Annotated in this window: 20 protein-coding genes and 2 pseudogenes; 11 read left to right on the plus strand and 11 right to left on the minus strand. The window is 64.0% G+C overall.

All coding sequences use genetic code 11. From position 1 onward, the window contains the following. Positions 1 to 2: 2 nt before the first annotated feature. From H289_RS0108625 to H289_RS0108645, 5 genes are read right to left on the minus strand one after another with little or no spacing between them, the layout of a single operon-like run. On the minus strand, positions 3 to 746 hold the full coding sequence (locus H289_RS0108625; protein ID WP_231387977.1) for an SDR family NAD(P)-dependent oxidoreductase: 744 nt from the start codon (positions 744 to 746) through the stop codon (positions 3 to 5). After that, the gene (locus H289_RS0108630) at positions 728 to 1,471 is read right to left on the minus strand and encodes an SDR family oxidoreductase (RefSeq protein WP_020100376.1); all 744 of its coding nucleotides are present in this window, start codon (positions 1,469 to 1,471) and stop codon (positions 728 to 730) included. The genes H289_RS0108625 and H289_RS0108630 overlap by 19 nt, the downstream gene beginning before the upstream one ends. Beyond that, positions 1,471 to 1,881 (minus strand): cupin domain-containing protein, encoded by a 411-nt coding sequence (locus tag H289_RS0108635; RefSeq protein ID WP_029104971.1) that lies wholly within the window; start codon positions 1,879 to 1,881, stop codon positions 1,471 to 1,473. The genes H289_RS0108630 and H289_RS0108635 overlap by 1 nt, the downstream gene beginning before the upstream one ends. Then, complete coding sequence (locus tag H289_RS0108640) at positions 1,874 to 3,034, minus strand: NAD(P)/FAD-dependent oxidoreductase (RefSeq protein ID WP_020100378.1); 1,161 nt, start codon at positions 3,032 to 3,034, stop codon at positions 1,874 to 1,876. The genes H289_RS0108635 and H289_RS0108640 overlap by 8 nt, the downstream gene beginning before the upstream one ends. Beyond that, complete coding sequence (locus H289_RS0108645) at positions 3,031 to 4,275, minus strand: NAD(P)/FAD-dependent oxidoreductase (RefSeq protein ID WP_318639569.1); 1,245 nt, start codon at positions 4,273 to 4,275, stop codon at positions 3,031 to 3,033. Before H289_RS0108645 ends, H289_RS0108640 begins: the two co-directional genes overlap by 4 nt. A gap of 334 nt (positions 4,276 to 4,609) precedes the next feature. On the opposite strand from H289_RS0108645, the gene H289_RS0108650 reads away from it, so the two are divergent. The 6 genes from H289_RS0108650 to H289_RS0108670 all read left to right on the plus strand — a co-directional run bounded on the left by H289_RS0108650 (position 4,610) and on the right by H289_RS0108670 (position 9,724). Next, positions 4,610 to 5,551, plus strand: a complete 942-nt coding sequence (locus H289_RS0108650; RefSeq protein ID WP_020100380.1) for an SDR family NAD(P)-dependent oxidoreductase — start codon at positions 4,610 to 4,612, stop codon at positions 5,549 to 5,551. A gap of 449 nt (positions 5,552 to 6,000) precedes the next feature. Then, positions 6,001 to 6,663: an S-4TM family putative pore-forming effector gene (locus H289_RS33985; protein ID WP_196810005.1), complete on the plus strand. Its 663-nt coding sequence runs from the start codon at positions 6,001 to 6,003 to the stop codon at positions 6,661 to 6,663. 331 nt (positions 6,664 to 6,994) lie between these two features. Next, positions 6,995 to 7,528, plus strand: coding sequence for a DDE-type integrase/transposase/recombinase (locus H289_RS32905; RefSeq protein WP_167542214.1), 534 nt, complete (start codon positions 6,995 to 6,997; stop codon positions 7,526 to 7,528). Then, positions 7,509 to 7,739, plus strand: coding sequence for an integrase core domain-containing protein (locus H289_RS32910; RefSeq protein ID WP_196810006.1), 231 nt, complete (start codon positions 7,509 to 7,511; stop codon positions 7,737 to 7,739). The genes H289_RS32905 and H289_RS32910 overlap by 20 nt, the downstream gene beginning before the upstream one ends. Positions 7,740 to 7,922: 183 nt before the next feature. Then, entirely contained in the window at positions 7,923 to 8,510 is a 588-nt protein-coding gene (locus H289_RS0108665) for a TetR/AcrR family transcriptional regulator (RefSeq protein WP_020100383.1), read from the plus strand. After that, on the plus strand, positions 8,507 to 9,724 hold the full coding sequence (locus H289_RS0108670) for an NADH:flavin oxidoreductase (RefSeq protein ID WP_029104973.1): 1,218 nt from the start codon (positions 8,507 to 8,509) through the stop codon (positions 9,722 to 9,724). Before H289_RS0108665 ends, H289_RS0108670 begins: the two co-directional genes overlap by 4 nt. Positions 9,725 to 9,986: 262 nt before the next feature. Here H289_RS0108670 and H289_RS30105 read toward each other — a convergent pair. Beyond that, a pseudogene (locus H289_RS30105) lies at positions 9,987 to 10,562 on the minus strand (transposase); the annotation flags it as partial. Positions 10,563 to 10,626: 64 nt separating this feature from the next. Between H289_RS30105 and H289_RS0108680 the strand changes: the two are divergent. Together H289_RS0108680 and H289_RS32330 are read left to right on the plus strand one after the other, a co-directional pair. Next, the gene (locus tag H289_RS0108680; RefSeq protein ID WP_020100386.1) at positions 10,627 to 10,932 is read left to right on the plus strand and encodes a transposase; all 306 of its coding nucleotides are present in this window, start codon (positions 10,627 to 10,629) and stop codon (positions 10,930 to 10,932) included. Between the two features lie 50 nt (positions 10,933 to 10,982). After that, positions 10,983 to 11,279: an IS3 family transposase gene (locus H289_RS32330; protein ID WP_164673990.1), complete on the plus strand. Its 297-nt coding sequence runs from the start codon at positions 10,983 to 10,985 to the stop codon at positions 11,277 to 11,279. A gap of 93 nt (positions 11,280 to 11,372) precedes the next feature. On the opposite strand, the pseudogene H289_RS34060 reads toward H289_RS32330, so the two are convergent. The 3 genes and pseudogenes from H289_RS34060 to H289_RS0108700 all read right to left on the minus strand — a co-directional run bounded on the left by H289_RS34060 (position 11,373) and on the right by H289_RS0108700 (position 14,293). Continuing rightward, positions 11,373 to 12,799 (minus strand): annotated as a pseudogene (locus tag H289_RS34060) (site-specific integrase). A gap of 52 nt (positions 12,800 to 12,851) precedes the next feature. Then, a complete protein-coding gene (locus tag H289_RS0108695; protein WP_020100387.1) occupies positions 12,852 to 13,187 on the minus strand; it encodes a helix-turn-helix domain-containing protein in 336 nt (111 codons plus the stop codon). Continuing rightward, entirely contained in the window at positions 13,184 to 14,293 is a 1,110-nt protein-coding gene (locus tag H289_RS0108700) for a tyrosine-type recombinase/integrase (RefSeq protein WP_020100388.1), read from the minus strand. The genes H289_RS0108695 and H289_RS0108700 overlap by 4 nt, the downstream gene beginning before the upstream one ends. A gap of 876 nt (positions 14,294 to 15,169) precedes the next feature. Between H289_RS0108700 and H289_RS0108705 the strand changes: the two genes are divergently transcribed. After that, entirely contained in the window at positions 15,170 to 16,003 is an 834-nt protein-coding gene (locus H289_RS0108705; protein WP_020100389.1) for a DUF4436 domain-containing protein, read from the plus strand. A gap of 21 nt (positions 16,004 to 16,024) precedes the next feature. Here H289_RS0108705 and H289_RS0108710 read toward each other — a convergent pair whose 3' ends face one another. Continuing rightward, positions 16,025 to 17,071, minus strand: coding sequence for an alpha/beta fold hydrolase (locus H289_RS0108710; protein ID WP_020100390.1), 1,047 nt, complete (start codon positions 17,069 to 17,071; stop codon positions 16,025 to 16,027). Positions 17,072 to 17,253: 182 nt separating this feature from the next. Here H289_RS0108710 and H289_RS0108715 point away from each other — a divergent pair, with 182 nt between their 5' ends. Then, positions 17,254 to 17,928, plus strand: a complete 675-nt coding sequence (locus H289_RS0108715; protein ID WP_020100391.1) for a GNAT family N-acetyltransferase — start codon at positions 17,254 to 17,256, stop codon at positions 17,926 to 17,928. Between the two features lie 605 nt (positions 17,929 to 18,533). Further along, positions 18,534 to 19,850: a sugar transferase gene (locus tag H289_RS0108720; protein WP_020100392.1), complete on the plus strand. Its 1,317-nt coding sequence runs from the start codon at positions 18,534 to 18,536 to the stop codon at positions 19,848 to 19,850. A gap of 911 nt (positions 19,851 to 20,761) precedes the next feature. Here H289_RS0108720 and H289_RS0108735 read toward each other — a convergent pair. Then, positions 20,762 to 21,700: an amino acid--[acyl-carrier-protein] ligase gene (locus H289_RS0108735; RefSeq protein WP_029104976.1), complete on the minus strand. Its 939-nt coding sequence runs from the start codon at positions 21,698 to 21,700 to the stop codon at positions 20,762 to 20,764. Position 21,701 lies beyond the last annotated feature (1 nt).

The following is a 21,701-nucleotide window of genomic DNA, read 5'->3' on the forward strand; positions in this document are numbered from 1 at the left end:
TTTCAGACGGCGGTGCCGCCGCCGTCGACGTGCAATGTGGTGCCGGTGATGAAACTGGCGCTCGGTGAGGCCAGGAAGTAGATCGCCTCGGCGATCTCCGCGGGATCTGCGGTGCGCCCCAGGGGGAGGGCGCGGCCGAGTTCGTCGTTGGTTTCGCCCCATTCGGTGACGACGCCGTCGGTGGCGGTCGGGCCCGGGGCGACGTTGTTGACCCGGATGTTGTGGGCGCCGAATTCGACGGCCCAGGTCCGGGTCAACTGCTCGACCGCGGCTTTGGACGCGCTGTACACCGAGGCGCCGGGAACACCTTTGGACGCCACCATGGAGGTGATGTTGACGATGGCCCCGCCACCACGGCGGATCATCGCGGGAACCGTTGCAGCAACCAGGAAGTAGAGACCACGCACGTTGGTGGCGAACGTGTGACCGAAGTCGCTCTCGTCCTGGTCGACGGTCAGGGCGGCGGGAAATCGTGCCGCATTGTTGACCAGGATGTCGAGTTCAAGGTCACGGGAGAGCCGGTCCACGCCGGCCGGATCGGCCATGTCGACGGCAACGAACCGGGCGTGCGGTCCGAGTTCGCCCTGCGCATGTTCGCCGCGTTCCCGGTTACGTCCGGTGACGACGACGAAGGCGCCGGCGTCCACCAGTCGACGAGCGGTGGCAAGCCCGATGCCGGCGGTGCCGCCGGTGACCAGCGCGGTGCGGCCTGCCAGCTCGCCTTCGATCACTGTTGACTCAGCCAATCGACCAGGCGGGTGCTGCCCCGCTCAGCACCGTCGTCGGTGACGAGGCTGTTCTGCTGGACGGGAACGCCGAAATAGGTCGCCTGTGGGTCGACGGTGATGGGCAAATTCTTGCCCTGATGGGTGAAGACGGTGCGGGCCATCTCGGTGAACGGCATCTTCTCCGGCCCGCCGAAATTCAGCACGCCGTGGCGAGGCGCCTCGGCGGCAACCCGGGCGACGAAGCCGGCGACCTCGGCCGCGGCGACGGGCTGGATAAGCGCATCCGGCGCGCGGACTTCACCGTCGACCATCAGTGACCCGGCGATGCCTTCGGTGAATTCGTGGAACTGGGTGGCCCGCACGATGGTGTAGGGCACACCGGAGGTGGCCACTAGCTCCTCCTGCAGGTGTTTGCCGCGTAAGTAGCCGTCGGCCTCGATGCCGTCCACGCCGACAATCGACAGCAGCACGTAGTTCTTCACCTGTGCCGTCTTGGCCTCCGACAGCAGCGTGGTCGCCGAGCCGGTGAAGAATTCCAATGCCGGGCCGGGTTCCAAGCTGGGCGAATTGAGGACGTCGACGATGACGTCGGCGCCGCCGAACGCGGCCGCCACACCATCGCCCGATACGGCATCCACCCCTGACGACCGCGACGCCGCGGCGACCTGATGGCCTGCGTCGGAGAGCAATTTCACAACCTGGGAGCCAATCTGTCCGGTGGCGCCCACAACGGTGATCTTCATCAGTGTCCTTTCGGGATGCGGCGGTCTTTGCGTTGTTCGAGTTCGGCGTCATCGACGAGGACGAACATGTCGACGCCCGGGCGGCACAGCATGGTCACCAGGAACCGCAGCGGGACGTCTTCGCGGTTGTTGCCATCGGAGTAGTGGATGACGTCGCCACCCGGTTCCCAGAAGGCTTCGCCGGCCTTGATGACCCGCGGCGCTTCACCTTCCAGCTCGAAGAGCATCTCGCCTTCCAGGACGTAGCCGAAGCACGGTCCGCCGGGGTGACGGTGCGGCGGCGCGCCCGCGTCGCCGGGGCCCCATTCGATGATCGCGGTCATCGCATCGGCGTCCTGGGGGATGATCGGCGGTGTGACGGACTGGATGACCGTCATGGCCTTCGTGAGCCTTTCCATGACCTCAGACATGTGCCGCACCCTTCTGTAGATTCTGTTGTCTCTTACCGCCTTTGGGCCAGAAGTAGCTACCCGGCTTACGAGCCTCCTTGATCAAGAACGACACAGTGCCCTTGCACACTTGCTCTTTGATGGTGGCCGCGAGGCGCCCGCCGAGATGCATCGGCATGGCAACATCATTGAAATGCGACATTTGAATGGTGCCGGCGTGGCGGCCCAGGCTGATGCACTGACCCACTGAGGCAGGGTTCAGGTTCGTGGGTTTCTTGCCCTCCAGGCGGGCCAGGAGGGTGTCGGCGGCGTGTGAGGCCAGCGGCATGGCGAGCTGGCAGCTCATCCGAAACGGCACACCCGACGGGGAGGCGGCGTCGCCAGCGGCGATGATCGAGGAATCATCGACGCTGGTGAGGGTCTCGTCGGTGAGCAGCCGGCCGAGCCGGTCAGTGGTCAGGCCGCTCGCGGCGGCAAGGTTCGGTACACCGAAACCAGCTGTCCACACCGTCGCTGCACTGGGCAAGTCTGTGCCGTCGCGCAACGTGATTCGATCCGCGTGCACCTGGGTGACGGTGGCGTTCTCTACCACGTTGACGCCCAGCATCTTCAGGCGTTTCGCCACCGAGCGGCGGCCCCCCTTTGCCAGCGACGGGCCCAAGGCACCGGTGACCAATGTGACGCGTCGGCCGGCCTCGGCGAACTCAGACGCCGCTTCAATCCCGGTCAGACCTCCGCCGACGACTACGATGGGCGCCTGCAACGGGACATCGGACAGGCGTTGTGTAAGCCGTTGCGCCGCTTCATATTCACCAAGCGGGACGGCGTGGTCGCGGGCACCGGGCACCGCATCGGGCAGCGGTGCGGTGCTGCCAACGGCATATACCAGGTAGTCGTAGCCCATCGTGGCTCCCGAAGCCAGGTGCAGTTGACGGCTGGCGGCGTCGATGCGCGTGACGGAGTCGACCACCAGCTTGGCGCGGTCGGTCAGCACCGTCGCGTAGTCCTGCACGGCGTCGTCATTGCCGGCCACCAACTGGTGCAGACGAATTCGCTCGACGAAATGCGGCCGAGGGTTGACCATGACGATGTCGGTATCGGAACGCTGGCTTAGCCGGTTGGCGGCCAGGACGCCGGCGTATCCGCCGCCGACGACTACAACGGTGGTGGTCACGAGATCTCCTGTGCATAGGCGCTGTTACTGAAATGGCCGGCCTTCGCGAGCAGCGCGTCAGCCGAGTCGGTGGGTGGGTAGATCCATTGAGTGTTGATAGCGTGCTTGATCGCTTTGGCTTCGGAGCCTTCCTTGTCGACTGTGCGTTCCCAGCCCACCGTCGTCAACGCCCCGGCGGCGCCGAGATCGATGCAGTTGCTGTATGGGTCCGCAGTGAACGGAAGCATCGGCAAACCGAGCAGATCCGCGGCGACGTTGTGGCCCGCGTACTTACCCATCGGCTGCGCGTGTTGACAGCTCTGGATGGTCGGGTGGCCGCCATCGGCAACGGCGGCAGCGGTGTCGCCGGCAGCGTAGACGGTGGGTGTCACGCGCAGGTACTCGTCTACCAGCAGGCGGCCGAACCGGTCACGTTCGGCTGGGATCTGTGCCGTCAGCGGGCTGGCGGACATGCCGACGGTCCAGATCAGCGTCGCGGCTGGGATCACCTCACCATCGTCCAGAGCCACCTGTGTCTCGGTGGCCGAGGCGACGGTGCGGCCCAGGCGTCGCTCGACACCCAGCGTGTCGAGAGCGTCTACGATGACGGGGCGCGGAACATCTCCCAACTCAGGACCCAAAACCTTGGCGCGCTCCACCAAGATCACCCGAACTTCCTGGCCTGCCGCCACATCGCGTAACCGTCCGACGAGTTCCGTGGCGATCTCCAGTCCTGTGAAACCGGCACCGACCACGACCGCCGTATACCGAGCTCGTGGTGGCAGCTGCGACACATGGTGCAAATGGATGTCAAGTGCGACCGCGGCGTTGAGAGTGTCGATGTTGAATGCGTGCGCGGCGCCGGGGAAAGCAGGCCGCTTCAGCTGGCTTCCTGTGGCCAGCACCAGCCGGTCATAAGACGCTGTCACCAACACGCCATCGGCGCCGTGGGCCATCACAGTCTGGGAGGCGGCGTCGATGGACTCCACCCGTGCGTTGAGGCGCTCGACACCGATAGGGTTAAGCAGCCGATCCAGGTCGATCCGCATCTTGTCCGGATTGCGTTCGTAAAGTCGCGGCCGGATCACCATGTCATCACCGGCGCTGATCAGCCGCACCCGCAACCTATCGCTGCCCGCCGATCGGGCCAGCCGCACCGCACTTGCCGCACTCCACACTCCCGCGAAGCCGCCGCCAAGTATCAGAGCGTCCTTCATGACCGCCGTGCCCTTCTGTCTCATGTGATGTCTTGACAGTTGCATGCAACGAGGTGCCAAGGACCACGCAAATCCCGTAGTCCACGAGAGGGCTACGTGGCCACCCCGGGTTTGGCGACGTGCGGGCCTGCTCGACCACCGCGGCAACTACCGTGTTCTTCGGCACCGCCACGCCTACTGGCACGGCAGCATTTTCGACGAGCAAATGGCCGCGACACTCCACATCGTCGTGTGACGGAAGCTTGAGTAGGCGGTTTGGTAGGGCGAACTGGGCCGGCGGGAGTAGTGCTGGCGACGATGCGGCCGCCAAGGCGGACGTGCTCGTCTCGAAATAGCCCACGCTGGAACACATCTGCACAGAATGGCGTTCGTAGAACCCATGACCACGACCACCGAACTCATCACCACACCGTTTGACGCCACCTCCACCGCCGCGGAGGTGATCGCCGACGTCGACCTGCGCGGCGCGCGCGCGATCGTCACCGGCGCCGCGTCCGGTATCGGCGTCGAGACCGCGCGCGCCCTGGCCTCCGCCGGTGCGACCGTCACCCTCGCGGTGCGCAACACCGCCGCCGGGGAGAAGGTCGCCGCCGACATCGGCGGATCCACCACCGTCGCCCCGCTGGACCTCTCCGATCCGGCCAGCGTGACCGCGTTCGTCCGCGCCTGGGACGGGCCGCTGCACATCCTGGTGAACAATGCCGGAGTCATGGCCATCCAGGACCGGCAGATTTCGGCAAGTGGACACGAAATGCAGTTCGCCACCAACCATCTCGGCCACTTCGCCCTCGCCACCGGCCTGCACGCCGCGCTGGCCGCTGCCGACGGAGCCCGCGTGGTCTCGGTCAGCTCCAGTGGACACCTGCGCTCCCCGGTCATCTTCGACGACATCGACTATCGATTCCGTGAATACGATCCCTTCAGCGCCTACGGCCAATCCAAGACCGCGAATGTCCTGTTCGCCGTCGGCGTCACCCAACGCTGGGCCCGGGACGGCATCACCGCCAACGCACTCATGCCCGGCGGCATCATGACCGCCCTGCAACGCCACCTCGGGAAGGACTTCCAAGACGGCGCCGACGAACGCTTCCGCCGTGCCGGCAGCCGCGTCAAGACCCCCGAACAGGGGGCGGCCACCTCGGTCCTGCTGGCCGCATCCCCGCACGTCGCCGGGGTCAGTGGCCGCTACTTCGAGGACTGCCGTGAAGCTGCCGTCGTCGACCACCGCGACGAGTTCGGCATCACCGGCGTCGCGCCCTATGCCCTGGACGCCGACAACGCCGAGCGGCTTTGGGACCTGTCGCTTCGCCTGACCGCGTAAGACCCCGCACCGCGGCCCCACTCGTCGCACCGCGCACAACGCACCGCGGCGACGAGGACTCAGCCACCTCACCTTGCTGTCGACCGGACAACCACGTTGAATACGGACCACTCAGTCCGGGACCGAGTGGTCCGTCAAGAAGTGCGGTTCCTGCTCGCCTCAATGGCGGACCAATCGTCGAGGACTGGCCTGACCCAGCAGGCCTGGGCCCCGACGTGAATGCCGGACACCTGGCGAAGAAGCCAAGACCAGACCCACCTTCGAAGCTGGCTTGCATCGGCAGAGGAGGCGATTCTTCTGGAGGCCGATGGGAAAGAACGTGCCGCTGATCGACAAGTGGCGCGGATTGTTCGTCGACCGAATGCCACTACCCTAAATCGCCGCCGGTCCTACCGGCCGGCGGAAGGACGGTGCACGCCGAACACGAGACTCATCCGAGCGGAGATGGCATGACGTTGACGACCCCCTCGATCTTCGAGGCAAAGAATACCCGCGACGCGCGCCGCCACGTTGCCGCACAGGCCCGCACCTACTGTGATGCCAAACGCGTGCTGTCGTGGCGAGTCGCCGCGGTATTTCTCCTCGCTCTCGCCTGGGCAGTCTGCGCAGTGAAATCCCCGAGTGTCCGATCCGTTGTCGGGGGAGTCGGTGCCGTAGCGGTTCTGTTGCTCTCATTCGCTGCAGGAAATCTGGAGAAGGTTTGGCGATACCGGGCCGCAGCGATCCAAGAAGAGTTCGACACCGATGTATTCAGATGCTTTGGAACAGCTTTCAGGCCGACCGTCCAAACCCGCATGACGTTAACCACGCCGCGGATCGCTACCGGGGGGGGGACCGCGACAGCAACTGGTACGACTCTACGAGAGGGACATATCGGCCCTACGGCGGACGCCAAGTTTGCGGCGGAAGCACCTCACCTACGCCGGAGGCGATCTGATCAAGCTGACCATCGAGGAATCCGGCGAGTACATCAGCACAGTTCTCTACTACGGAATGGTCATTGCCAACCGTCACCGCGCCAAGCACGATTTGCCACCAGTATCGCCGGGGGCAAGGCGGCTGAGAACGCCATTGGGCACGCCTATATCGAGATGAACAACTCCCCGCACTAGCGCAACCGCTACCGCCGGCGGAGCGATGAGTATTGGCTGCCGATGGGCGTTCCAGCCCTCGCCGCCGTTTCGTGGATAATGACTAGTATCCATGAGCCCCATTTAGAGATGCGTTGCCGCTGAGCAACTTTGGGTCCACAGCAGACGTCGACGACGTTGTTCGCCACGTGACGAAACGCCGGGTACTACTCCCGTTAGGGCGGTGTAGGCACGTCGCGAATCAATGCCCCGTCCTGTGGCAGTGGACATCAAAGCGAGAATTCGCGGTGCGGACACCAATTGAGAACGTCGTCAACGACGCAGGTCAGCGAGCCGGGTGTGGACACGAAACTTGAGAAGCCACATCACCGAGATCCACCTGCGTTCTCGCGGGACCTACGGGCGCAAGAGAGTCCGCGCTGCGCTGCTGGCCGACTACGAGATGAACGTCAATCACAAGCTGGTCAACTCCATCATGTCCGAACGCGGTCTGTATGGGCTGCCGCGCCCAGAGCGGCGAAAACCGAATCTCATTGGGGTTGACACCTCCGTTGACCTGGTGAATCGGCGCTTCACCGCCGAGATGCCCAACCAACTGTGGTGTACCGACATCACCGAACATCCCGCTCGCGACGGGAAGGTTTACTGTTGCGCGATCCTGGACTGCTTCTCGCGCTTGATCGTGGCCCGTACGTTCTCGACGTCCGCTGACACCGCACTGGTCAACAACGCGGTCAACATGGCCGTCTCTAACAGGAATCGTTGGGGGCCAACAATTCTGCATGCAGATCACGGCACGCAGTTCACCTCCTGGAGCTCTCGGGGAGAACATGCGGCGATGGGGCCTGCTCGGCTCTTTCGGGACCGTGGGCGACTGCTTCGATAACGCCGCTATGGAGTCATTCTGGGCACGGTTACAGGTCGAGTTGCTCAACACCCGCAAATGGGCCACCACCATCGAATTAGCAGCCGCCATGGCCGATTACATCGACAACTTCTACAACATCGAACGCCGCCATAGCTACCTCGGTAACATCAGCCCCACAGAGTTCGAAACGCTCTGGACATCAATCAGCTCGACCCCTCAACTCGCATGATCGTGGCTCGAAACAGCGGGGATAGATCAACTGGACCACCAAACGGGTCCCCCTCACGTGCACTGAAACCCGGCCGGCGTCGTGCACACCCCGTCATATCCGCGGACCCTCATAGCGCCCCGAATTCAATCACTGTTTCAATCAACGATTGATTCCGCGGTCGATCAGTGCTTTGATGAGCCCATGGCCAACGTTGACGCGGGCACCAGAGAACGGTTGTTGACAGTGGCGGAGCGGCTGCTGCTGGAGTCGGGATACGACGAGGTTTCGGTTCGGGCGGTCTGCACGGCAGCGAACGTGAACCCGGCTGCGGTGCATTACCACTTCGGCTCGAAGGTGGGACTGGTGTCGGCGCTGCTGGAGGACCGCCTCGGACCGCTGTGGAAGGTGACCTTGGCCGACCGCGACGACGCCGAACAGTTGACGGTCCCCGATGCGGTCCGGGTCGTCGTCGACCCGCTGGTGGTGCTGGCCGCCGACCCGGCCGGGCGCCTCTACCTGAACCTGCTGTCGCGACTGCTGCTGTCTCGGCGGGAGCTGAACTGGACACAACGATGGTTTTCCCTCACACCGTGGGCAGAGTTGTTGCAGCGCAACGTGCCCGGCCTGTCCCCTGCCGAGGCGAAACACCGCTGGATGCTCGCCTTCGAACTCATCTTCGTGCAGTTCGGTGATCCACTCGCCGGGGATAGGAGATTGACCGGCCGACAAGTGGACACGCTGTGCACGGTGGTCTCGGCAGGGCTGTCGGCACCGGCGGTGAACCGATGAGCGGCCCAGCCACCGACGTGTTCGCGCCCGCGACGCTCGGGCCGATCACGCTGCGCAACCGGGTGATCAAGGCGGCGACGTTCGAGGCGCGCAGTCCTGCAGGAGCAGTCACCGACGACTTGATCGCCTACCACCGCGCGCCGGCTGCCGGAGGGGTGGGCATGACCACCGTCGCGTACTGTGCGGTCGCCCCCGAGGGACGCACCGCACGCGATCAGATCGTGATGCGACCGGACATCGTCCCAGACCTGACCCGGCTCACCGACGCCATCCACGCCGAGGGCGCGAAAGTGTGCGCGCAGTTGGGTCACGCGGGACCCGTCGCCAACGCGGCCTCCAACGGCGTTGCCGCAATATCACCGAGCCGCATGTTCAGCCCGCTGGCCATGCGGGCCACCCGAAGGCCCGACTCCGCGGCACTGTCACGGGTGGTCGCCGATCATGCCCGAGCGGCGGAAGTGGCCGTCGAGGCCGGCTTCGACGGGGTCGAACTGCATTTCGCGCACAACTATCTGGTGAGTGCGTTCCTCAGTCCACTGCTCAACCGGCGCAGGGACGACTACGGCGGAAGTCTGGTCAACCGTGCCCGGCTGGCCCGGCGGATCGCGATCGCCGTGCGAGAAGCGGTGGGAGACCGAGTCGCGGTGATCGCCAAGCTCAGCATGGACGACGGTGTCGCCGGCGGGTTGCGGCTCGAGGAGAGTCTGCAGGTCGGGCGGTGGCTGCAGGACGACGGTGCCCTCGACGCGCTTGAGCTGACCGTGGGCAGTTCACTGCTCAACCCGATGTTCTACTTCCGCGGCGATGCGCCACGCAGCGAGTTCGCGCGGACCTTCCAGCCGCCGCTGAGCTGGGCGTTGAGTACCGCCGGGCGGCCCTTCCTACGGCGCTACCCGTACCAGGACGCCTATCTGCTCGACCACGCCCGCCAGTTCCGTCGCGAGCTGTCGATGCCGTTGATCCTGCTCGGCGGCATCACCACCAAAGCCACCATGGACATGGCGATGCGTGAAGGTTTCGAATTCGTGGCCATGGCACGTGCACTGCTGCGGGACCCATCGCTGCTCAACCGAATTCGGCAGGACCGGGATGCCGCTTCGCTGTGCACGCACTGCAACAAGTGCATGGTGACGATCTTCGAGCGGACCCACTGCGTGCTCACCACTGAACCGGTGACGCTTCCCGACCGGGAGTTCATCGGCGGGAGCAGCTGAGGGCCCCAACCTCAATCGCCAGCGTATGCGGAAACGTCCTGCCGAACCGTGGACGTTGACCTGACCCACCCGAGCGGCCCGAGGCTGGACTCCCTGGTTGACAGGCTCATAATTGTTGTCGCCTTGCGACTTCGGGTGAGAACTGGATGCGAAATCCTCTGCCGGTCGTACTCTGCGGCAACGTGGGTTGCGTCCAGCAGAGTGGGGTCAAGTCCAGGGACGTGGTGTACGACCTCGTCGTGTGATTCTTCGAGGTGATGGTTCAGTCGGTCAGTGCTGCGGGGGTGGCCTCCTGTTCGGTCGGGGTATTGTTGACGGTGCGTGATTTGCTCAGCACGTCGAGGCCGAGGTAACGCCGGGATTCGGCCCATTCGTCGAGTTGCTCGGCCAGCACGGCGCCGACGAGGCGGATGAGGGCGTCGCGGTCGGGGAAGATGCCGACGACGTCGGTGCGGCGGCGGATCTCCTTATTGAGGCGCTCCTGAGGATTGTTGGACCAGATCTGACGCCAGATCTGCTTGGGGAACGCGGTGAACGCGAGCAGGTCCGGGCGGGCCGCTTCGAGGTGCTCGGCCACCTTGGGAAGTTTGTCGGACAGCGCGTCGATGATCCGGTCATACTGGGCGGCAACAGATTCCGCGTCAGGTTGATCGAACACCGAATGCAACAGGGTGCGCACCCACGGCCATGACGCTTTCGGGGTCAGCGCCATCAGATTCGTTGTGTAGTGGGTTCTGCAGCGCTGCCAGGCCGCGCCGGGCAGGGTGGCGCCGATGGCGGCCACCAGCCCGGCGTGGGCGTCGCTGGTAACCAGTTTGACCCCCGATAGGCCCCGTGAGGTTCCCCCCGGGTGGTGGACATCGAGATAGCAGGTTGGATGATCCTGCTGGAAGGATGTCACCATGTCCCGAACCCGTCGGTCGTTTACGACCGAGTACAAGGTCGAGGCCGCTCATCGGGTGATCGATTCCGGGCGCACCATCGCCGAGGTCGCCCGCGAACTGGGTCTCAACGAGGCCCTGCTGGGGCGGTGGGTCGCCGACGAGCGGCGTCGCGTGGAGGCCGCGGCGGCCCGCAACGAGGAGCCGTTGACCCCGGCCGAGCGCACCGAGCTGGCGCGGTTACGAAAGCAGGTCGCCGAGCAGGAAAAGGACATCGCGTTCCTTAAAAAAGCCTCGGCGTACTTTGCGGCCAACGGACTGAAGTAGATCGGTTCGAGTTGATGGCGGCAGAGTGCGCGACCACGGAGATCACCCGAATGGCACGCTTGCTGGGGGTCTCGACCTCTGGCTACTACAAGCGTGTGAAGCGGTCGGATACAACGGAATTGACTAATCGAGAGCAACGGAAAGCCGATCTGACCGTGAAGGTCGTCGCACACCATCGCGACTCCGGTGGGACCTACGGGTCACCCCGGATCACCGCTGATCTGCGGGCTGCCGGTGAGCAGGTTTCGGAAAAGACTGTCGCCAAGATCATGGCCGAGATCGGTCTGGTCGGGATCAGTCCGCGCACGTTCAAGGTGCTGACCGCGTGGTCCAGTCGCTTTAGGTAGGTGCCGTGGTGCTTCTCCTCGTACTGAGGGCTCAGCGACTGGAGCGGCTTTTCAGCGAACTTCTCCGCAGTCACGTGTCCTTTGGTCGAGTCATCAAGTGCTTGGCCTAGATGCGGGTACGTACCTGCCCCATGGCTGCGCAGCGAGTTCCGCATGCCGATGTACCACTTGGTCGCTGTAGCCGAGCATTTCGGCCACGACCGGAGGAGGCACCTGGGTAACGAGTTCGCGCAACGCGATGTTTCGAGCGCCGAGCAGGTCGATGCCGAAGCGCCGCAGACGGTCCATGACGGTGTTGGGGTGCAGGTGTTCGCCGGGTCGGTTTCCCGGAAAGAGCCAAGGATTGTCTGCCCCAGCGGTTCGGAGGTTGGGCCGGCTATTGTGAGCAGGTCAGCGAAGGGCTCGGGGACGGGCGACGGAGTAACACCGAGGACCAGCGAGAGTCCCTCGGGAGCGACGAGCACCTTGCTCATCGGGATGGCTGCGACCTTCACGAGTGGCTGGGCGTAGAGGAGTAGCAGGGTTCCGGCGACGCGGTAGGGGAGCGATTCGCTGTCGCCGGACAGGAGCTCGCGAATCCACTCAAGTCGCTGGTCTTGCGTGAGCGCTCGGACCGTCTTGGCCTGCCGATGCCCGAGGGTGATTGATCGGTTGACCCGCATTTTTTCGCACCAGATGATGAATGTCCGGATGAGGTGCCGCGTTGTCGGACCGGTTGTGACCCACTGGTCCACATCTTGCTGTGTGCAGTTGGCGATGGTCCGTCCGTGTTCGTCGCGAAGCCACTCAAGGAACTTCAGTGCTTCGGTGATGTCCTGCTTCGAGGCGTGAACGGGCCCACGGGTTGGCTTTCCGGCGAGCGCAATATCGTTGATTCGTTTGAGGTGGTGCCAGGTGGCGAACTGTCTGATCGGTCTGGCGATCTCGGGGTCTGATACTGGGTGGAGCTTGTCGTCGATCCACCGCTCGAAGTAGGCAAGGTACTTGTCACGGGCCTGCAACACCTCATGGTGCTGAAGGATGGCCCGAAGGTGCTCGACGTGCCGGCCCCTGGGCTCGTACTGGTCCAGTCCGTCGTGGGTGAGGGGAGTGGTGCCGTCTCCGAGGGAACGAAGGAGTGCCTGAACCTTGTCCGATCGTTTCCAAGTGATTATGCTCTCGGCGCGATCGGCTGCGCACAGGGCGTCGATGAGATGTGTGAAGCTCGCGGGGGAGTCCGGGTGGAGGAACGCTCGCTCAAGGTTTTCGCGGAGGCTGCAACGTGCGCATACGTTGCCGCGGTAGGGTCGCCGCTCGTCGTTGCACGACGTGCAGTGGAAGTTCTGGCGGATACGTGCGCAGTCTCGACACACCGCTTGATCGCCGATGTCCAGTCGGCCGGGCAAAAGGCGGTGGAATCCGCAGCTGGGACAGTCGCCGTAGAGGCTGGTTGCTTCGTAGTAGCAGGAGTTGCAGATGCGGCCGTCTGGCCATGTTGCTGCCGTGCGCCGCATCTCGCGGTGACAGCGAGCGCACTCCATTGATCCGTCCGTGACCTTGGGTCGCCCGCGAACGGTGTTCCGGCGCTGCGGTTCAATCGTCATCGCTGAGGATCCGAGCACGCTTGGGGCGGATGGTCTTGTTCAGTTCTACGACGTTCTCTCGGCCGGCGCTGGCGGCCTTCCTTCGGGCGTCCGCGGCAGTAACGGTGACGAGATCGTCTGGGCCGCAGTCGAAGATGTCGCAGAGTGCGGCGATTAGCTTCAGAGAAACTCGTTCGGGTCTTTGGTGGACGAGTCGGTAGACCTGTGGCCGTGACAGCGTGATGCCGCGTTCATTCAGCCGTGGGATGAGGTCGGTGCTGTTGTGCATCTGGTTACCCGCCATAAGCTCGGCGAGCCGCCATTGGTAATCGACATCGCGTTTCATCCGGCGCCGCCGTTCTGCTTCGGCTGAAGCGCTGCGGCGATAGTGGCGTCGAGCGCATTTCGCAGCGTCCGGGTGCGGTAGTCGCTGCTGACACAGCTATAGATCGCTGTGGTCGACGCATGCTCATGGCCCATTTGGTGTTGGACGAACATCGCGTCCCAGCCGGCTTCGAGCAAGTGCGTTGCATAGGACCGTCGGAACGAGTGGAGGTCGAGGACGGGCGAGAGGTCGAGATCGTCACAGTAGCGGCGGAACCGCCTGATGAGGGTGGTTTCCGAGACGAGATTTCCACGTTCGCTGGGGAACAGGTCGATCCCGTCGTCCATATGGGGCTGACCATTCTCCAGCCAGTCGACCAGTACTTCGGGTGTCCAGTCGAAGACTGTCAGGACGCTGCGCCGCTTCGGCGGGGAGCCCTTCTTCGCTTTGCCGTATCGCACATGAACCAGGCCGAACTTTCCGAACTCCTTAGCGTGGGGGTTCCTTGCGAAGTCGACCGTCTGCAAGTGGGCCAGTTCGTTGAACCGCAACCCATACGAGTAGGCGATCTTGAACATCACGGCGTCGCGGTATGCGGGCAGCCAACCCTTTCTGCCCGAAGCTACGACGGCAGATACCTGCTCGTCGGCATGATCGAAGAAGTCTTGAAGTTCGCGCTTGGTGAATGCGCGTTTCTCGGGTTGGGCCTCGTTCTCCTGGACATGGCGAGCGGTGTTCCAGTCGAAGAAGACTTGGGATGGGTGGGTCCCGAACAGTGCTTCGCAGATGCGGTCCCAGCCGTAGTCCGGATTGCTGATATAGGAGCAGAACTGTCGTAGGCCGACCTGATACGAACGGATCGACGACTGGGCGAGTTTGTGGATACTTCGAAGATCGCCGAAGAACTCGTCGACCATGGCGACGGTCCAGGTCCATGGGAATTCGTTCGAGTGCTCGATGAAGCGCTGCACCTGCTTGATGCGGGCGTCGATAGTCTCGAACTGCAGATTGCGGCTGAGTTGCTGGTTGCGCCAGCCCTGGAGCATTTCGGCGACTGTCTGTTCTTCGGGGTGCAGGGGCCTGACCGCGTCAACGAGATATGCACGTCCGACGTCGTCGACTGCCACCTGAAACTCCTGCCAACTGGTATCAACAGATGAATCAATGATTCATCTGTTGCATCATCAAGTCAAGACCCCAGGTCAGCGTGTCGCCGGAACGGCTACGGGCGTAGCGAGGATGGCTGCCGATACGAGTCCGCAGATCGGGGACGGAGGGCGGAAAGTGTTGCAACGCTGCCGAAAACGACGGGAGGAGTGGTGACCGCCAAGCGGCAAGGCGCTGATTCATCTGATGCAATATGCAGTGGTTTAATTGACATAATGTCGATTATCGGCGTTTTGCTTTCAGCTGGTGGGCAGCGCCGGCCCAGACGTCGGCCGCGTCACCCCGTCGTGCGCCATTGCATTGGAACGTTTTCGGGCGTCCCGCCCGTCCGGCGCGCACACTTCGCGGGAGCACGCTTGAGCACGGTTGGCGGGACACCGCTCCGCGCCTTGCCGCAATTCGATGCGCTGCGCATCAATACACGCCCAGGCGCCGCCGTGCCGCCAACTCAGCAGCCCCAGCGACGCTTGAGCGCGCGGGGCCGGACTGAACCAATTTGTCACTGTGACGTTTTAGCCACGGCTGACCGGGTGCGCGAATATCGCTGCGGCGCCCAGCTTTTCGATCCGAATTGGCGGTCTGCCGTTCAACGCCGCGGTGTGCGCATGAGTGGCTCAAGCGCTGACTGGCCATCGACATGGCGACAGACGAAAGTCGACCGCCGTTCACCCCCCCTGCTACCTCGGGAAACGTACCGCGACGCTATTCGTCACAGTGACGAATAGCATTGGGCCGCAACCTGGTTCAACCTTTCGCCGACGATGCCATCGGGATTACGGTACATCCGTACAGAAACCTGATTTACACTGCTGTCAATTCCATGTGAGGGGTCGCCGATGAAAATCCGGGTAGTCGCGAGTGCGGCGGTTGTCGTCGCCCTGTACCTCACGACGATCGCGCTGTACGCGAGTACCGGACTCGGACGCCCAAGCCAGATCAGCGAGCCGATACCGACAGCCGATGGCACCACCGTCACCATCGACTTGAACGAGGTTCATTCGGTCAAAGGCGACATGGTGGCCAACGTGACCGTCGTACCCGGTCCGGCGCTGCTGGACCCGCAAACGCACAGCCTCACCGAAGACCTCAGTGTCGCAGTGCAATCCGCAGTGACACCGACCCGCCGCACATGGACGAAAGGCATGGTGCCCGATGTCTTTCCCGTCGCGCTGATCCTGTCCGGCGACCCTGGCAGCTATCCATTCGACCATTACCGCTCCGGCCCGATCACCGTCGAACTGTTCCGAGGTACGTCACACGTACCGATACGAGTGACGCCCGCGTTCTTCGATCGGGTGCCCGGATGGATGTTCCACATTCCGGCCGGCAGCAACGACGCCGCACCCGGTGTCTACCGCGTCAAGGCGCAGCGCTCCCCCAGCACCGCCGCGTTCGCCGCAGTCCTCGTCGGCGCGCTCGTCACGATTGCGGTACTAGGAGCGGTGGTTGCCTTACAGACTGCACGCAACCGCCGCAAGTTTCAGCCACCCATGACGACATGGTTTGCCGCAATGCTTTTCGCAGTGGTGCCGCTACGCAACGCGCTGCCCGACGCTCCACCCATCGGAACATGGATCGACGTGTCCGTCGTGCTCTGGGTGATCGTGACACTGGTGGCCTCGATGAGCTTGTACATCTCCTGCTGGTGGCGCCACCTCAAGCCCGAATAGAACGGCCGCCGGCAGAGACTCCTACCGGCTGTCCAGTTCCTTCAGGAAGTCGTCGATCGCCGGCCACGTCTCGGTGACACCAGCCGACAATGCGACCAAGCCGAGGTGGCTGGCTTCCACAGTGGCGAACCGAACATCGGCCGACTTCAGCATGGTCACCCCGTTGTGCACGCATTCCCACGGCGCGATGGCGTCCCGGTGGCTGCCGAACAGTTGGATCGGCAGTGTCAATGACGTCAGATCAAGGGTCCGGCCCGCGACATTGACGACGCCGGTGGCGATCTCGTCGTGGTAGATCAGCCGGCCCCACATCTGAGATACGGCGCGCCCGGGATATCCCGGGAACGCATCCTGGAACCGGTCGATCACTTCGGCCCTGGCCAACGCTTCGGTGTTGCCCAGGTTGTTCAGCACGAACCACGGTCGCTTGAGTTCACGATCCCAGGACGTCGCTCGGTAAGCGGCCTGCACCACGGGAGCGGGCACCCCGCCCATGGCGCGCAGGACGTTGGTGACCGCATAGCCGTTGGTGGGCTTGGTGATTCGTCGGACTTCCGGGTAGCCGGGGATCCGGCCGTAATCCAGCGGTGTGCCGATGCCGGTGATCGAACGGATGGGCAGGTCCTTGTTGGCGGCCGCGGTGAACAGGCTGAGCGTACCGCCGAGGCTCCAACCGATCAGGTCGAGTTCCTGAGCCCCGGAATCGATGAGCACCCGCTCGATGGCTTCCGGCAGAATGTCTGCGAAGAAGTCCTCCAAACCGAGATGCCGGTCAGCCCAGCCGATTTCGCCGTAGTCGACCACATACGGGGTACGACCCTGTTCCAGCAGGTGTGCCACCAGTGATTGACCCGGCGACAGGTCGTAGCAGGACGCCGACGCGGCCAGTGGTGGTACCAGCAGAACCGGCACCAGTGCGGACTCGCGCCCGTCCGAATGGCCGTAGCGCCGCAGTTGGCGGTGCGGCTCATCGAACAGCACCGCGTGCTCGGTCGGTTCCGGCGGGCACACACCGTCGCCGAGGGTGATGGCGAACAGGTTGCGTGCCGAGGTCGCAAGCGAGGGCATGGTCGGGCAGTCTATCTGCTGCTACTCCGGACAGAATGGTTGGGAACGGGAACCTATTCGTCACAGTGACGAATAATGCGTGGGCGCAACCGCGTTTCAATCTTCGTGAATACAAAGCGTTCTCGGCGCGGACGTCGCCAGTGGCGTCCTGATGCCATCTCGTCGTCTGGGATGATCGAGGCGTGACCGATGTGCTCGCCGACCCCGTCAACTCCGCGCTCGACGGCGCACACAGCCGGTTCCGTGAAGTCAGCGGCCGGGTCCAGCGATACCGCGCGGACGTTTCGGTGTTCTATGGTCACCCACGCGAACTGACCGCCGAGGACTACAGCGACGTCGCCCGCCTGGCCGGCGACACCGGGATCGCTGCCCTTCGCGACCGCGCCACACCGCTGCCCGCAGGGTGGTCGGTCGCCGAGACGTTCGGTTTAGTCCAATACGAGGGCAGCGCAATCGAAGCTGCCCCCGATCCGGCGGCGATACAACTCACGCTCGCCGACGTGCCCGAGATGACCGCCCTGGTCGAGCGGACCAAACCGGGACCGTTCCTCCCCCGGACCATCGAACTCGGAACCTATCTGGGCATCCGCGCCGCCGATGGTTCGCTCGTCGCGATGGCCGGCGAGAGGATCCGACCGACCGGTTACACGGAAATCAGCGCGGTGTGCACCGCCCCCGAAGCTCGCGGACAGGGCCTGGCATCCCGCCTGATCCGCGCAATCGCACACGGTATCCGCGAGCGCGGCGAAACTCCGTTCCTCCACACATCGAGCGACAACCCGGCTCAGAGGCTCTACAAGGCGATGGGTTTCACTCTGACGCGTACGGTCCCCCTCGAGATCGTCCGCATTTCCTGACTCGGGCCGCTTCGCCGCCGCTCCACGTCCTGGGCCGTCTGCGATGGTCCGGGGACCCGAGTCGGCTTCGCCCGTTCCATGAACTCCTGGCCAGTCAGAACCGCCGACCTCACAGGAGTCGGGCTTCAAGTGTGATAGCCGTAACACGCGTTCGTTAGGTGTCCTACTTGCCGGTTCCAAGCCTTCGGTATAAATTTGCTAAAAATCGCGTTCGTTAACACGTAGCACCTCGCGCGAGACCACCGCCGGTCACCGCGCTGATCCCAAATCGGCAGGTGAACCCTGCAAGCAGCCTGGGGTCGAACCAACCGAGTGAGTCCCGCCCAGCAGAGAGCGCCCCGGTAGCCATGTCGACACCTACAGTTGAAAATCCGCAGGTAAACAGTTCAAACGAGTCTGCCACCGGCCAATTCTCCGCTGCAAACGAGCTTGCGCTGCAGCTACCAGCTGCTACCACAATCAGCAACCGGGGCAGGTCAATGCGTGAGCAGCGTCACGCAAAATATGCACGCAAGCTCATTTTCAGCGATGCTCTTGTTATTTGCTCTTCCGTCATCCTGGGGCAAATTTTCCGGTTCGCCACCACCAGTGGCCACCCTGTCTACGTGTCCCTCGACGGCGGTCCGCACGTGCGGTATCTGGCGGTGTCGGCCGTCATCGCGGTGGCGTGGATGGGCTTCTTGTCACTGGGCAGCCGGTCGGCCAAGGTCGTCGGCCGGGGTTTCGATGAGTACGTCACCCTTGCCGCGGCCACGTTGCAGCTGTTCGGCCTCATCGCCATCGCCTCGACGCTGTTCCACTTCGACATCTCGCGCGGCTACCTCGCCATCGCTCTACCGACGGGCCTGGTCGGCCTGATCACCACCCGCTGGATCTGGCGCAAATTCCACGCGAGCAAGCGCCGCCTGGGCTACAACCAAAGCCGCCTCCTGGTCGTCGGTGCCACCAGTGCTGCCACAGACATCGCCACCGAGTTCGCCAAAGACCCCTGGGCCGGTTACCACGTCGCCGGGTTCTGCACCCCCATGGGACCCACGCACGCCAAGGAAGTCATCACCATCGCCGGCCGCGACATCCCGATCGTCGGCACCGACGAAGCCATCCTCGCCGCCGTTCAGCGCACCAACGCCGACACTGTCGCCCTGGCTGCCACTCACCATCTCAGCCCCACCGAGATCCGCCGACTCATGTGGGAACTGGAAACCCACGGTATCGACCTCATGGTTGCCCCCGGCCTCATCGACATCGCCGACCAACGCCTCACCAGCCGCCCCGTCGCAGGCATGGCAGTCTTCGAGATCACCAAACCCCAATACAGCCGCGCAAATTCACTCATCAAGCGCACCTTCGACATCGCCTTCGCCGGTGCGGCGCTACTGGCGGTTGCCCCGCTCATGCTCGTCACCGCCCTGGCCGTCAAGCTCACCAGCGCCGGCCCGATCTTCTACAAGGCGGAGCGCATCGGCCTGGACGGTATCCCGTTCAAGATGACCAAGTTCCGCAGCATGTACCAAGACGCCGATGCCCGCCAAGCCGACATGATCGCCGCCAACGGAGGTGGCGCGATGTTCTTCAAGATGAAGGACGACCCACGCGTCACGCCGATCGGCAAGATCATCCGCAAGTACTCCATCGACGAACTCCCCCAGTTCTTCAACGTCCTTACCGGACACATGAGCGTCGTCGGACCCCGCCCCCAAGTCCGCCGCGAAGTCGACACCTACGACGACCTCGTCAGCCGCCGCCTGGCCGTCAAACCCGGCCTCACCGGCCTCTGGCAGATCAGCGGACGCTCCGACCTCGCGGTGGAAGACGCTGTGCGCCTGGACCTTTCGTACGTCGAAAACTGGTCCCTGCTTCAAGACATCCTCATCATCACCAAAACCGTCCGTACCGTTCTCACCGGCAGCGGCGCCTACTGACAACCGTGGCGACCTGCCCACGAAACTCCTGGACCTCGAGCGAGACCGCCCCCGATCAACGTCGCTCGGGGTTCAGGCATGCCAGGGGATGCGCAGCAGAATGACGGGATCGAGTCGGCACGACGCAGCGCTGTGGCTGGCGATCATGACCATGGCTGGTGCGGTGGCCTGCTGCCCACCAGCCATGGCGGACCCGTCACCGACGTCGCCGGTTGACTCGCGGCCGGGGGCATCCGCAGAAGCAGACGGCCGTGTAGCGCGTTTCGGGCACACATCGGCCAAGTCCCCCAAGGGCTTACCCGCGCCACATGTCGCTGGCGCACTCGCTGCACCGACTCCGTCGCTGGCCAAGACCGATGCCGAGCGACCTGCGGCCAAAACGGCCGAGCCGAGCGACTCGGAAACGTCGGCCCGCCCGGGCCGTGCGCCGGCGCGCAAGGAATCATCGACCGGTAGCCGCGCAGTTCCCCGCCAACGGACAGCCTCCGGTCGGCGGCCGAGTACGTCCACCGAAGCCACCCGGCGCGCGTCGCGGCCTCCAATCGACTCACCCGAGAAACCCCACCGGGTGCCGTTGAGTGATCATGCCACCACCGGCTCCCCCGTCGCGCCGCACGAATTGGTCTGGGGTACAACGCCATCTGACGACCGACCGGATGCACCGCCACGTTCGGCGCCGACTAGCGGTATCAGCGTCAGCAGTCCGCTCGCTGACCTCGCCCGGTTGCCGCTGGTGATAGGGCCGGATTCAGACAGTCCGGTCGCACTGCGCGGCGACTTGGTCAATGCGGCCGCGGTCCCCGGGTCCGTGGCGATGCTGTTAGTCGTCGCAATCGGCGTTGCCCTGGGCTACCGCCAGGCGAAGCGGCATGACGTCGCCGGGGCGGACGTCATGCGCTTCATCTCCTGAGCTACCACCCGAGCACTTCGCGTACGGCGATCGGCCACGAATCGGGCCGTAGACCATGGGTTTTGAGCAGGGCAAGGGCGATTCGTTCCATGCCGAATCCGACGCAGGCGCTGTGTGCGACGGCCCCGTCGGCGGTCGACAGCCCAAACGTCTCACCAAAATGATTCCGATGGCAGTTCGCCGACACCACGGCGGTACCGTCATCGAGATCGCCGTAGAGCCGCACCAACAGCTCCGTCTTGAGATTCTCGTCCCGCTGGTTCGCCGCCAGCATTCGGCCTGCTCTGCCGAAGAACGGATCATTGGCGGGCGCGGGCCGGGCGTCCAGGCCGAGGGCGGTGAGTACCTCCATGCCGTGGTCCACCCACGAGTCGCGATGTCCCTCCGCTTGTTCGGGTGAGCCGACGCGCACATACTCGTGCATCCGGAAGGCTTGCATACGCGCTGGGTCGATCGCAGGCTCATGCCGGAAGCAATAGCCGTAGATGTCCATCAGTGCCCCGCCTTCGGGAAGGACCTTCGGAAGCGTGCCGTAGCTGGGATGGCACGCGGCCGAAACCAGCATGGTCCCAGCAGGGTTCAGGTGACCATCCCACGACAGTCCGGCGTCACGATCCGCCAGCAGCGCGCGATGCTCGGGGTTGCCTCCGGTGAATGTCGAGATGGCGCCTGTCAGATTCGGGAAAGACGCGATGTAGTCGGTCTTCTCGAACGCTTCGCGTGGGTACAAGGGCGGAAAGCGCAGGACCGCAGGCGCGTTGCCGTGCACCTCGGCGCCCTTTCGGCGCACCGCGACATCGATGCCGTCGATGATCTTCTCGAAATCACCGCCGCGGCCATAGAGTCCGTCGATGCCCAACGGCACCAAGTGGCCGACATCGACCAGCTCATCGCGAAATTCTTTGCGCGCCAATTCGAGCGGCTCGCCAGCTGTCGTCAAT

The sequence above is a fragment of the Mycobacterium sp. 360MFTsu5.1 genome (assembly GCF_000383495.1).
Taxonomy (GTDB): Bacteria; Actinomycetota; Actinomycetes; order Mycobacteriales; family Mycobacteriaceae; genus Mycobacterium; species Mycobacterium mucogenicum_B.